11 protein-coding genes are annotated in these 13,458 nt (G+C 60.3%); 3 read left to right on the plus strand and 8 right to left on the minus strand.

The genetic code is table 11. The annotated features are described in order from the left end of the window. Positions 1-8: 8 nt before the first annotated feature. From AC1ME3_RS16885 to AC1ME3_RS16915, 7 genes are all read right to left on the minus strand, one after another. Positions 9-695 carry a response regulator transcription factor gene (locus AC1ME3_RS16885; RefSeq protein WP_334005796.1) on the minus strand — a complete coding sequence of 229 codons (687 nt, stop codon included), beginning with the start codon at positions 693-695 and terminating at the stop codon, positions 9-11. Next, the gene (locus AC1ME3_RS16890; RefSeq protein WP_480954108.1) at positions 696-3,371 is read right to left on the minus strand and encodes a DUF4118 domain-containing protein; all 2,676 of its coding nucleotides are present in this window, start codon (positions 3,369-3,371) and stop codon (positions 696-698) included. Next, positions 3,371-3,970, minus strand: a complete 600-nt coding sequence (gene kdpC, locus AC1ME3_RS16895; RefSeq protein ID WP_480954109.1) for a potassium-transporting ATPase subunit KdpC — start codon at positions 3,968-3,970, stop codon at positions 3,371-3,373. Before kdpC ends, AC1ME3_RS16890 begins: the two co-directional genes overlap by 1 nt. Positions 3,971-3,982: 12 nt before the next feature. After that, positions 3,983-6,019, minus strand: coding sequence for a potassium-transporting ATPase subunit KdpB (gene kdpB / locus AC1ME3_RS16900; protein WP_480954110.1), 2,037 nt, complete (start codon positions 6,017-6,019; stop codon positions 3,983-3,985). An 11-nt stretch (positions 6,020-6,030) separates the two neighbouring features. After that, positions 6,031-7,734 (minus strand): potassium-transporting ATPase subunit KdpA, encoded by a 1,704-nt coding sequence (kdpA, locus tag AC1ME3_RS16905; RefSeq protein ID WP_480954111.1) that lies wholly within the window; start codon positions 7,732-7,734, stop codon positions 6,031-6,033. A gap of 13 nt (positions 7,735-7,747) precedes the next feature. Beyond that, a complete protein-coding gene (kdpF, locus tag AC1ME3_RS16910) occupies positions 7,748-7,837 on the minus strand; it encodes a K(+)-transporting ATPase subunit F (protein ID WP_022685962.1) in 90 nt (29 codons plus the stop codon). Positions 7,838-7,950: 113 nt separating this feature from the next. Next, positions 7,951-8,829, minus strand: a complete 879-nt coding sequence (locus tag AC1ME3_RS16915; RefSeq protein WP_480954112.1) for a TorF family putative porin — start codon at positions 8,827-8,829, stop codon at positions 7,951-7,953. A gap of 486 nt (positions 8,830-9,315) precedes the next feature. Between AC1ME3_RS16915 and AC1ME3_RS16920 the strand changes: the two genes are divergently transcribed. After that, entirely contained in the window at positions 9,316-9,624 is a 309-nt protein-coding gene (locus tag AC1ME3_RS16920; RefSeq protein ID WP_480954113.1) for a hypothetical protein, read from the plus strand. Positions 9,625-10,156: 532 nt separating this feature from the next. On the opposite strand, the gene AC1ME3_RS16925 is transcribed toward AC1ME3_RS16920, so the two are convergent. After that, positions 10,157-10,693 (minus strand): J domain-containing protein, encoded by a 537-nt coding sequence (locus AC1ME3_RS16925; RefSeq protein WP_443027423.1) that lies wholly within the window; start codon positions 10,691-10,693, stop codon positions 10,157-10,159. 477 nt (positions 10,694-11,170) lie between these two features. On the opposite strand from AC1ME3_RS16925, the gene AC1ME3_RS16930 reads away from it, so the two are divergent. Both AC1ME3_RS16930 and AC1ME3_RS16935 read left to right on the plus strand, forming a co-directional pair. Continuing rightward, positions 11,171-12,295, plus strand: a complete 1,125-nt coding sequence (locus tag AC1ME3_RS16930) for an ROK family transcriptional regulator (protein WP_333922606.1) — start codon at positions 11,171-11,173, stop codon at positions 12,293-12,295. 188 nt (positions 12,296-12,483) lie between these two features. Then, entirely contained in the window at positions 12,484-13,446 is a 963-nt protein-coding gene (locus tag AC1ME3_RS16935; RefSeq protein WP_333922607.1) for an ROK family protein, read from the plus strand. Positions 13,447-13,458: the final 12 nt, after the last annotated feature.

The raw sequence follows: 13,458 nt of genomic DNA on the forward strand, positions 1-13,458 counted from the left end.
CGCGATAGTCACGCGTCGGAGCGCAGGCGATATCCAACACCCAGTTCGTTTGCGATCACGCTGCCGACCGGCCCTGGATGCTCCAGCTTCTGCCGAAGATTGCGGATGACGATGCGGAGATACTCGACGCGTGGTTCCTCCTCACCTCCCCAGGCAGCGGCAAGTACGCGCTCGTGTGTCACGACCCGACCGATATGTCGGGCGAGCACGGCAAGCACGTCGTGTTCCTTGCGCGTGAGGTGAAGTTCCTCTGTTCCTCGGAACACGATCCGTCGATCCAGATCGATGCTGATATCGCCGCGTTGCACGATCTTCTGTGTTGTTTCCGATAGTCCGTGGTGGCGCAACGCCACGCGAAGCCGCGCCAGTAACTCATCGGTGTCGAATGGCTTGCTGACGAAATCGTGCGCGCCGAGATCGAGCGCAGTCACTTTCTCATCGACCGCGTCTCGTGCGGATACCACTAATATGACGGCATCGCCGTGGACGAGGAGCAGCGGTATAAGGGTCAGACCATCGCGGTCGGGCAGACCGAGATCGAGCAGCACAGCGCTTGGGTGCTCGGTTGCTGCCTGGTGCAACGCCTGCCGTCCGTCCTCGGCCTCGACAACCGTATAGCCAGCCCGGACGAGCGTGTTGCGAAGAAGGCGACGGATGGCGGGTTCATCGTCCACCACGAGTACTTTGGCAGGCATTCAGGTTAGACCTTCTGGTGCGGGATCACGGACGATCAGGGTCGAGGGGAAGACGAGAGTGAAGGCGGCACCGGTGGCATCGTCGCGGTTCGCAGCCTCGACGGCCATGCCCATTGCTTCAGCGAATGCCTTGACGATCGCTAGCCCAAGGCCAGTGCCGCCAATGGCACGATCGGAGCCCTCAAGGCGGCGGAACGTCTCGAACACTTCCGTTTCCCGGCCAGGCGGCAAGCCTGGTCCATTGTCTAAGACAACGAGACGAAGCTCTCCGAAACGATGGCGGCCTTCAATAACGATTTCGGTTCCCGGATCTCCATAGCGACCGGCATTGTCGAGGAGATTGAGCAGGCAATGGTGCAGGAGCTGCGGGTCGGCACGGACAAGGGGAAGGCCCGGCGGGACGTCAAGCCGTACGCCATGACCTTCGAGAGCGCGCCGGGCATCGTGCGCTGCACCGGTCACCGCTTCTTCAAGGTCGGTCGCTTCGATATTGAGCTTCAACGCGCCCGCCTCCACGCGAGCCATGTCGAGCAGGTTGGCGACGAAGCGATTGAGGCGGGCAGCTTCGCCCTTGATCGTCCCGATCAGTTCGGGCGTCGCTCCGTGCTCGAGTTGGTCTGCCGCTGCAATGACCGCGGTGAGCGGCGTGCGAAAGTCGTGGCTGACCGAAGACAGGAGGGCCGCGCGTAGCCGGTCCCTGGTCCGTACCGTCTCCACATCACGCATTTCAACCTCGAGCCGCAACCGCTCGAGAACAAGTGCGGACTGATCGATGAGGCTGCTAAGCAACGGCAGCTGGTCGGCACGAACCGGGTTCGCGGTCGTATCCTTGGCCACACCGAGCACGCCCAGCACGCGCCCACCCGCCTTTAGCGGCTGGAACAGCCATTCCGATGCCGCAAGCGTGCCCGAGCCCTTTCCGGCCGCCATACCGGTGTCCAAGGCCCATGTGGCAGCGGCGGTATCCATCGTGCCCAGATGATACGCTGCATCGCTCGCGGCGAGAATTTCCAGGCTCTTGCCGACTCCGGGTACGAGCAAAACGACCTGCACGTCGAGCAGACCTCGGACGTCATCGCAAATCATCTGCGCGGCCACGTCGATATCGTTGACGCTGGTGATCTGGCGCAGGAAACCGGCAAGCGTTGCGTTGGTGCGGGCGCTGGCCGCAGCTAGATCTGCCTGTGCCCGGACACGCGACGTCAGTTGGCTGGTCGCGATCGCAACGCCGAGCAGAACCACCACCGACACCAGGTTCTCCGGATTGCTGATGCTCAGCGTACCGACGGGAGGCAGAAAAAAGTAGTTATAGGCCAGGCTCGAGGCGATACCCGCGTAGAGGCCGGTGCGCAGACCATACAGGCTTGCGGCCGCCATGACCGGCAACAGATACAAAAGCGCAACGTTACCAAGATCGAGCACATGGAAGAGTGCACTGGCAATGCCGGTGACGCTTGCAACGAGTGCAGTCGTGATCGCGTAGCCGGCAGGCGTACCCCACCGAGCGGGACGGCGTCGGCGACGCTCTTTACCGCCCTGATCAGCCATTATCGGCAGGACGTGGACCGTGACTCCGGGGGTATCGCGGATCACCCGGTCGACGACCGAGCCGTGCAGGAACTCGAACCACCGCGACCGGTGCGATTTGCCCATGACCAGCTGGGTCGCACGGGCGTCGGTAAGGAAGTTCTGGATACCTTCTACAACATTCGTCGCAGGCACCGTCGCGACGGCTGCGCCAAGCTGCGTCGCCAGCGTCATGGCCGCGGCAACGCGCTGGTGCTGGACGTCAGAGAAATGAGCTGCACGCGGGGTTTCGATAAAGACGGCGGTCCATGGACCACGCAGTCCGTCTGCAACCCGCTTGGCAGCACGTACGAGCGCATCTGCACCGGGCAGTTCATTGATTGCGACGACAATACGGTCGCTGCCCGCCCATGTACCGCCAAGCCCCAGCGCGCGGACGTCATCGAGCATCCGGGCATCGACCGCCTGGGCCGCACGACGCAACGCTAACTCGCGCAATGCCGAGAGATTGGATTTGGAGAAAAAGTGTGAGAGCGCCCGTGTCGCCTCATGAGGCAGATAGACCTTGCCGGCCCGTAGTCTTTCGATCAGCTCGTCCGGCGGGATGTCGACGACCTCGATCTCGGCCATCTCCAGGACGCTGTCCGGTACCGTCTCGCGTACCCGGACACGCGTGAAGCTAGCGACGATGTCATTCAGGCTCTCGACGTGCTGAATGTTGACGGTCGAATAGACGTCGATACCTGCGACAAGCAGCTCCTCGACGTCCTGATAGCGCTTGGGATGGCGGCTGCCGGGTGCGTTGGTATGTGCAAGTTCGTCGACCAGAACGAGACGTGGTGCCCGGGCCAGGATCTCATCCAGATCCATCTCTTGAAGAGTCCGGCCCTCATAGGCGATCGCCCGCCGAGGCATGATCTCGTGGCCTCGGGTAAGCGCTTCGGTTTCTGCACGCCCGTGGGTTTCCACCACCCCGACGACGACGTCGACGCCGTCCCGTTTTCGCGCTGCGCCCTCGGACAGCATCTCGAAGGTCTTGCCGACCCCGGGGGCCGCGCCCAGGAAAACCTTGAAGCGCCCCCTGCCCTCCTGCGCAGCGGCGCGTAGAAGGGCGTCCGGGTCAGGTCTACCATCGCCTGAAACAGGCATCAGCGCGAGCGTGTCCCGGAGGTGCTGGTGCCTGATAGCGCGTCGAGTGCACGGTTGAGGGCCAGTACGTTGACGTGCGGCTCGCCCAGGATGGACGCCTCAGTAGTGTCAGCGACTAGCTGGCGAACACGGTCGATTGGCACACCGCGAACGCGAGCCACGCGCGACGCTTGCGCCAACGCGGCAGCGGGCGACAGATCGGGATCGAGCCCCGAGCCACTGGCGGTGACCAGATCAGCCGGTACGGGACCGGAAACACCTTCTGCACGGCGCTTTGCAACGTCCGGCTTCACGCGGTCGACCAGAGCCTGGCTTGCCGGACCAAGGTTCGAACCCGAAGACGCCAGACCGTCATAGCCTTTACCCGCAGCCGAAGGCCGGGTCTGGAAGTAGCGATCTGCCGTGAACGCCTGTCCAACGACACTCGAGCCGATGACCGTGCCACGAGCGTCCCGCACGAGGCTGCCATTCGCCTGAGAGGGGAAGATCGCTTGACCGATCCCTGTCATGGCGAACGGGTAGACGAGCCCAAGAAGGACTGCGAACAGGATCGTCATGACGATCGCAGGCCGCAGCGCGGAGGAGAAATCCTTGCCCATGTCTGTCTTTCCTTACGCGAGACCGAGGCCACCGACCACGAGGTCGATGATCTTGATACCGATGAACGGTGCTACCAGGCCGCCAAGGCCGTAGACCGCGAGATTGCGGGCGAGCAGCGGTCCGGCTGCCATCGGCTTGTAGGCGACACCGCGGAGCGCCAACGGAACCAGGCAGGGAATGATGACGGCATTGAAAATAATCGCTGACAGGATCGCGCTTTCAGGCGATCCCAGCCGCATCACGTTCAATACGCCAAGGCCTGGATAGAGGACGACGAACATCGCCGGGATGATGGCAAAATACTTTGCCACGTCGTTGGCGACGGAGAAGGTCGTCAGCGCACCGCGGGTCATCAACAGCTGCTTGCCGAGACCTACGACCTCGATCAGCTTGGTCGGATCGCTGTCGAGATCCACCATGTTGCCCGCTTCACGTGCAGCCTGCGTGCCGGTATTCATCGCAACGCCAACATCTGCCTGCGCGAGCGCAGGTGCGTCGTTGGTGCCATCGCCGCACATCGCGACCAGTCGACCGCCGGTCTGCTCCTTACGGATCAGCTCGAGCTTGTCCTCAGGCGTCGCCTGGGCAAGGAAATCGTCCACGCCCGCCTCTGCCGCAATCGCGGCAGCGGTCAGTGGGTTATCACCGGTAATCATCACCGTGCGAATGCCCATTGCACGCAGCTCGCCAAAACGCTCGCGTATGCCGGCCTTGACCACGTCCTTGAGGAAGATGGCGCCAAGCAGACGTCCGTCCTGCGCAACTGCAAGCGGCGTACCACCGGCGCGTGCGATCTCATCGGTGATCCGGCGCAGTTCCGTAGCCGCTGCGGTCTCGCCCGAGCCTGCGTTGGCACGCAGGATCGAATCCACCGCACCCTTCTGGATCAACGATCCGCCGACCTTCACACCCGAGATACGCGTCTGTGCCGTGAACGGGATGATCTCGGCACCGGCAGGCAGCTCAGCTGTTGCCACGTGAAACTTTTCACGCGCGAGAAGCACGATCGAACGGCCTTCCGGCGTCTCGTCGGCAAGGCTCGCCACCAAGGCGGCCTCAGCCAGCTCCTGCGGGCTGGTCCCGGACACCGCCCGGAACTCGCTCGCCTGACGGTCACCGATCGTAATCGTGCCGGTCTTGTCGAGCAGCAGAACGTCGATGTCGCCCGCTGCTTCAACTGCGCGGCCCGACTTTGCGAGCACGTTGAACCGTACCAGGCGATCCATGCCGGCGATGCCGATGGCCGACAACAGCGCAGCAATTGTCGTTGGGATCAGCGTGATGAGCAAGGCTGCCAGGATCGCGACCGGGATCGACCCGCCGGCATAAGTGGCGAAGCCCGGGATCGTCCCGACTGCGATCAGGAAGATGATCGTAAGACCGACGAGCAGCAGAGTCAGAGCGATCTCGTTCGGCGTCTTCTGGCGCTCGGCACCTTCGACGAGTGCGATCATCCGGTCGAGGAAGCCCTTGCCGGGCTCGACCGTCACCTTGACGCGGATCTCGTCGGAGATGACGCGGGTGCCGGCGGTAACCGCCGATCGGTCGCCGCCTGCCTCACGGATAACCGGCGCGCTCTCGCCGGTGATTGCTGCCTCGTTGACCGAGGCGACACCCGAGACGACATCGCCGTCCGAAGGGATCAAATCGTTGGTCTCGACCAAGACGATGTCACCGACCTTGAGCTGGCTCGCTGGCACGGAGTCGAACTGGCGCCCGTCGCCTTTCAGGCGCTTGGCGGTCAATTCCGCCTTGGTAGCGCGCAAGCTTGCCGCCTGCGCCTTACCACGTCCCTCGGCCAGCGCTTCGGCGAACGTGCCGAAGAGCACGGTCAGCCACAACCAGATAACGAGTTGCAGCTTGAAACCGATCGACAGATTGTCCTGCCCGATCACGAGCAGGACGGTCATCAGTGCCGCGACTGCGGCAGTCACGAACATCACCGGGTTGCGGATCAGTTCGCGCGGGTTGAGTTTTAGGAACGAGGCCTTGATCGCCGGCACGACGAGGTCGGCCGTGAACAGGCTCTTGGTCTGGGTCTTTGCCATGTCCGGCGCCCTTACGAGAGTTGCCCGCGGATCATCATCAGATGATCGGCGATGGGACCGAGCGCGAGGCTCGGCAGGAAGGTTAGACCGCCCAGGATCAGGATAATGCCGACCAGCAGCCCTACCCAGAGCCCGCCCGTCGTCGGGAACGAGCCTGCGCTCTCGGGCGTGTACTTCTTCGCAGCCAGGCTGCCGGCGATTGCCAGCATGGGCACGATAATGAAGAAGCGACCGACCCACATCGCAACACCCAGCAGCCCGTTATAATAGGGCGTATTGGCGGTGAGACCCGCAAAGGCCGAACCGTTGTTCGCGACCGCGCTGGTGAACGCGTAGAGGATCTCCGAGAAACCATGCGGCCCCTTGTTGAGCGGGCCTGCAAGGCCTTGGCCCAGAACGGACGAGAGCGCGGTGAAGCCGAGAATCATGAGCGGCAGCACCGCGATTGCGAGTACGGCAAGTTTGACCTCGCGAGCCTCGATCTTCTTGCCGACATATTCAGGCGTACGACCGACCATCAGCCCGGCGACGAACACCGCGAGGATGGCGAACAGCAGGAAGCCGTAGATGCCGGCACCCACACCGCCGATAACGACCTCGCCGAGCTGCATGTTGAACAGCGGGATCATACCACCAAGAGCGGTAAAGCTGTCGTGCATGGCATTCACAGCACCGCACGACGCGGCCGTGGTAACGACCGAGAACAGGGCGGACGCGGCGATACCAAAGCGTACCTCCTTGCCTTCCATGTTGCCGCCCGCAACGCCGAGATTGTGCAGCACCGGATTGCCGGCTGCCTCAGCCCAGTAGGTGACCGTTGTGCCGACCAGGAACAGGATCATCATGGCGGACAGGATCGCCCAACCCTGCCGGGTGTTGCCGACGGCCTTGCCGAAGGTCCAGGTCAGGCCCACGCCGATGACGAAGATCGACAGCATCTGGATAAGGTTGGTCAGCGCGGTCGGGTTCTCGAACGGATGCGCACTGTTGGCATTGAAGAAGCCGCCACCATTGGTGCCGAGCATCTTGATGGCTTCCTGGCTGGCGACAGGCCCGAGCAAAATCGACTGACGAGCGCCTTCGAGCGTCTGCACGTCAATGACGCCAGCGAGGGTCTGGGGCACTCCACTGGCAATATAGAAGATCGTCAGTGCGACACAGATCGGCAGCAGGAGGTAAAGCGTGATCCGAGTAACGTCGGCCCAGAAATTGCCGATCGCTTTCGTCTCGCGCCGCGCGAAGCCGCGGAACAGTGCAAAGGCGAGCGCGATGCCGGTCGCTGCCGACATGAAGTTGTGGATCGTAAGCCCCAGCATCTGGCTGAGGTTCGACATCGTGCTCTCGCCACCATAGCTCTGCCAGTTGGTGTTGGCGGTGAAGCTGATCGCGGTATTGAACGACAGATGCTCGCCGACACCGGCAAGGCCCTGTGGGTTCCCCGGCAGGATTCCCTGAAGGCGAAGTACCGCGTAGGTGAACGCCATGAGGACGGCGTTGAAGAGCAACATGTGCACCGCGTAGCGGCGCCAGCCCTGCTCTTCCGTGGGGTCGATACCGGACAGCTTGTAAAAGCCGCGTTCGACCGGGCCGAGCACGATGTGGAGCGGCGTGCGCCGCCCCTCATAGAGGGCGAAAAGCCACAGGCCGACGGGTTTCGCCAGCGCGAGCAGGATGCCGGTAAAGGCAAGGATCAGGAACCAGCCCTGGAGTGTCATCGGTCCGCCTCCTTCAAAAGCGTTCGGGGCGGATGAGAACCGCCACCAGGTAGATTAGGAGGCCAAGCGCGGTGAGCGCCGCCAGCCAGAGGTCGAGGGTCATTGCCGTCTCCTCAGGCGTTGTCGCACAGGCGGACATAGGCGAGCGTGAGCGCCACCAGTCCGACCATGATTGCGATCCAGAGCAAGTCCTGCATCAGATGTCCTTTCAGAAGGTCAGAAGGCAGCCGTCAGCGAGACCACGACCGTGCCGCCAGCGATATTGCCGGTGCCGTCCTGACCCTTGCTGAAGCTGGGGCGGAGGTACGTTGCCTCCCGGTTCGAGATGTCGGTGTCGATGTAACTGACGTTGAACGTCAGGTTCTTGTAGGTGGCATCGGCACCGAGCGACCAATCCCAGTAGGCGCCGGTAGGTGCGACGGCGGTGGCGTTCGGACCCAAGCCGTCCTGACCCCAGCTGTGGCCAACATGCGCCTTTGCCGTGATCGGCGTGCCAGCAAGCGCCAGCGCACCGTCACCCCACAGATAGAGGTTGTCGTCCTTGTCGCCGGGGTTGTTGTAGACGCCGTTCGCGGCATCGGTGCCAGTGTTGTACCATTTGCCGATCGCCTGCTGCTTGGGCGCATACGCAGCGCCTGCGGTCAGCGTTGCAGGGCCGGCCGTGCCGGTCAGCTTCACATATGGCTCAGCGAAATCGGTCTTATCAGCGCCGCCCGGATACATGTACCAGGTGAGGCCGACGTCGAGCGTCGCATTATCAGCGAGCTTCGCCTTGTAGCCCCCGATAAGATCGAGCTCCATGTTGGCGCCGCCAAACGTTCCCCACCCAGCAAGGTTGGATCCCCAGACACCAGCATACAGACCGCTGTCGTGCGACACCGTGATACCACCCTGGACTGCCATTTCCCGGTCGGACTGCGATACGCCGCGGAACCGGTAATCGGATGCAATTGCCGCAGAGCCGCTCACCGTCAGCGTCGATGGCGGAGCCGTGGCTTCAGCAGCCTCGGCCTTGTCGTTCGGCGTCGACTGAGCCTGTACAGTGGCTGGAAAAGCCATGATCGCGACGACCACGGCCGCATGACGGAACTTCATTATTACACCCCTTGAGCGGCACTCGTCACGTGACGACGCCTTCAGGGATGTGCGATTAGGCTCATCCAGCATATCAATTCGAGATCGATTCCCGGAAAAGGCATATAGCGCGCATATAGCTGACGCTTTTTTTATGCTGTCAGTAGCTGGCTCAGCACTGCTACTTTTTTGAATAAAAATTCAACACTACGCCGGCACTACGGAGATCGGCCAAACCGATCTTTTGTCTATATGCCGGACAAACTATCTCACGTCTTATAATTGAGTAATTTGATAAGGACGTTAGGCAAATGTCAGCCCCTGGCATGTTAATGCTAGCCGTTATTGTTCTAGCAATAGTCGCTTTCGACGTTTTACTGTGGATAAATGTCCATAGCTTAAATCGTACCACCTCTGAGAAGGAGGGTGTCGCAAAATATATCGCTAATAAAAAAGACAAACCATAATATGGGAACGCTTTTCATATCTGCCATATATCTTGGGTTAATGATCCTCGAGCTATTGGCTTTACTTGTGATTTGGAACTGCTCCATACAACGCAAACTCGTACAGGCTGTGTTTGTAGCCACCGCACTAACGCTCGTATTTGTCGTGGCGGGTGTAACTTTCCGCGAGATGGTTCCCACTAAAGCTTATCTAGCGTTTGCCGGCATGTACATATTCTCAGGATTGGTCTGGAGGTGGTGGAAAGACGGAATTGCTCCTGACTGCTGGCGAGCGAGCGAAGTCGTGCTTGCCATGCTAGCAACGGTTATGTTTTCGATGGCAGGCTCAGCGCTGGAACAAACGGCCTAGCGCTCTTGCTGTCAGCTACGAACGCACATTCTCGATTCCTCATTCGTCAGTATCCTTGGCCACTAGCGTTTCAAAAACTGTCACTTTCGAACAAGGCGATAGCCATGCACAACATCGGCTATTGCTATCCCGGCGCCCTAAAGCAGACAGGCCACTATCCTTCCCATAATGGCCGTTCGGCAAGCAATTGATCGGAAAACCCGGTCTGAAACACCACTGTGCGACAAACAGGTGTTTTGCGACATGGCAGGTCACTCGCCTCTCACTCAATAGGGGGATGGCTGGGATGGGTCACGAAGCCGCACATCGTGTTCGCATAGGTTGAATGGCGGGTTTTGAGAGAAGCCGCCGTTCACGCCCTTGCTAAAGAACGGCGTGAGTTGGTCGACACCCGCCGCACCAGCGACGACCCATAATCAGACGTCCCCGCCCCCTTTCCGGCTTCCCCACTTCGGCCGCTCGTTCATCTTCGCGTTGCCACCGCTTTTGGCGCCTGACCCTGCGAACTCGAATGTCCCGACTGGGCGATAGTTTAGGAAGCAGGCTGTCCAAGTCCGAGTTTTGTGCCCGATGAGCTGCGGACGGCTTTTGCAGGAGGCTCAGGCACTGGATGAGCGGCGACGCTACGTCGAACCGTAGGTGCCAATCCGGATTCGTCATTCCACAGAACCAGGATTGTAGCGATCGGTGCGGCGGTGAGGATCAGCAGGAAAAGGCCCATCAGCCATTCGTTGGTCTCTAGCGGCTGCGAGAGGCTACCGCTGGGCTGCATCGACGGGCTAGGTCGCATCGGGCGCCTGCCGGCTTTCCTGGGGTGAAACGGGCGGTCCGCAGTCGCTCGGTGGGCAGACGGCCTGATCTGCGACCGATCATAGGCGGCGCGTGCTTCCTTCTTTCCCAAAACAGAATACGCCTCGTTGATCTCTTTCGCACGAGCAGAGACATCCACACCATGGTTGGCATCGGGGTGATATTGACGGAGAAGCGCTTTCCACGCGGCGTGGATAGTGTCTCGACTTGCTGTCGAGGGCACGCCTAGAACAGAATAATAGTCGCGTGAGAGAGCCATCTAGTTGTTACTTGCGGCTAAAACGCAAAAAAGAAAAGTCCGCTTGAGGCGTGATATTAACCTAGCTTTCTCGGTGATCCAAAAGAAAGCTTTAGGCGCCAACAGTCAGATGGCTACCATTCCCATCCGCAACTTCGTGCTTTTGACGACACCACGACGCCCCCGGCGCAGACCCATAGTCGGCGTTCGATCGTCCCTCTGCGTATCCTAACTTCAGACACTTCTTCATATCCTTGCCGGAGCGCCACACGCATGCCCAGCTGAAAGGGACCATACTCCACACCGCGTAAGATCGACCAGGTTTGCAGGACGCACCGAAAACGATCTGTTCCTGACCTGTCTCGGTAATCACGACGGGCTACGGTTGACGTTGTTAACCGGCCGCTCTTTGGCATAGGCCGAAACGCCTGATCGGGTTAACGAGCAACCACGGTGGCAAGTACCTGTGCAAAACGCCGCGTTTGAAAAGGATACGGCGTGGATACGATACGGCGAGGCACGAATGCGGGCGGGATGCGACGGTATAATGAGCGCCTGATCCTGTCAGCCGTGCGACGTATGAACGGCGCGTCAAAAGCTGAACTCGCTCGCGTGACTACGCTGTCTCCACAGGCAGTCGTACGCATAGTTGACGAGCTGGATGGTGAAGGTCTGCTGTTTCAGGCAGGTAAGCGCACCGGCGGCATGGGCCAGCCTGCGACCATCTATCGTATCAACGGCAAGCGTGGATACACGGTCGGCGTCGAGGTTGGCCGTGGGGATACCACGATCGCGCTTCTGGATTTCGACGGAGAGCGCAAAGCCGTCTGTCGCCATGCCGACAGCTTTCCATCTATCGATACCGTGCTTCGGCACGTCAACGCGTTCATTGACGAACATCTCGCGGCCACGAACTTGCTCAGTAACGAAGCCTTTATGGGCATTGGAATTGCAATGCCGTGGTTCCTCGGAGAATGGCGTGACGAGCTTGGTATATCGATCGACCAAGCGGACGAGTGGCGACGTGCTGATGTGGCGGATCGCCTTCAAGCAGGACTCGCCTGGCCTGCATTTTTCGAAAACGACGGTAATGCCGCTGCACTGGCCCAACTGCTATGCGGCGCAGGCATCGATCTTCAGGACTTCCTGGCAGTCAATATCGGCACCTTCGTCGGCGGAGGTTTAGTTTTGGGCGGTCGGGTACATCAAGGCAGACATGGCAATGCCGGAGCACTCGCGTCAATGCCTGTCTGCGCAGCCGGCAAGAGCGACTATCTGATCCACCACGCCTCGCTTTACGCTCTTAACCAGGAAGCCGTTGCCGAGGAGCGTTCCGCGTGGACGCGTCGGTGTGTTGAGGCACTCGCCTTCGCAGTGACTAGCGCAAACAGCCTTCTCGATCTCGAAGCCGTCATCATTGACGGTGCCCTTTCTTCCACGTGTCTCGATGCAATCGCCACAGGATTGCAAGATCACTTTTTGACTAATTCACCGCCGGATTTCTTTGTCCCTGAGATCCGCCGAGGAGGTCTTGGCAACGTAGCTGCAGCCGTGGGCGCAGCCCTGCTGCCACTCCACGCAAGCTTTACCCCAGACTTGGCGAGCCTGTTCAAGAAAAGCTGATCTGCCCGAAACGGCCACAATAAAAACACGGTCTATGCCGACTGGATTTCTAACTGTGCTTGACAGACTAACTCACACTAGTAGATTTAGTACCTGACCACGAAGGCGTGGCAAGTGTCAGGAGAGAGATTTCGTGTTCGTTCGTCCTAAGCCACTGTCGTGCGCCGACTATTTTCGGAATCGCGCTCATGGTTGAGCCATTGATTCTCGGCGCAATCGAAGCTGGCGGCACCAAATTTCTTTGCGCGATCTCCGATCGTGATGGCGCGACGTTGATGCAGACACGCATCCCGACCACGACGCCGAAAGAGACACTAGGCGCGGCCAGCGATTTCTTCGCTCAGGCGAGCGAGCAGTACGGCACTCTTGCGGCGTTCTCTATCGGCAGTTTTGGGCCACTTTCTTTGAATCCGATTGCAATCGATTACGGATGCATCACGTCAACGCCGAAAACGGGTTGGCAGAACGTCGACCTTCTTGCGCATTTCCGCGAAACTATCTCCGCGCCCACAGCACTCGATACCGACGTGAATTGTGCTGCAGTTGGCGAGCGGCTGTTTGGCAGCGGCCAAGGGCTCGATACGTTCTGTTATGTGACGGTTGGAACAGGCATCGGAGTTGGCGTTCTGATTAACGGTGCTCCGCATGGTGGCGCTAATCATCCCGAGGCAGGTCATATCAAACTGCCACGCGCGCCTAGCGATGATCAGTTTGCCGGAATCTGTCCTTACCACGGCGACTGTCTTGAAGGTCTGGCCTCAGGGCCTGCGATGCATGCTCGTTGGGGTACGCCGGCGGAGACGTTGCCCAGCAGTCATCCAGCATGGGACATCGAGGCAGACTACCTCGCCGGTCTTTGTGCGACACTTACCTATACCGTGCGGCCCGACCGCATCATCATCGGTGGAGGCGTCATGCAACCGCCCATGTATGACCGTGTGCGCAGGGCGCTGACCGCGAAGCTTGCCGGTTACGATGCCAGCATGCGCGCGATCGACATGGCCGACTATGTGGCGGCGCCAACCGCGGGCTCTTCGGCAGGTCTGACAGGCGCCCTCGCGCTCGCCTATCGAAAAGCGACCCGACAGTGGCCGATGCATTGGGCCGTTACTGAAACCACCTCCATCGAAGCGGAAGCCGTCAATGCATAGTGTTGTTAGTTC

This window comes from Sphingomonas sp. BL2, from assembly GCF_056680015.1.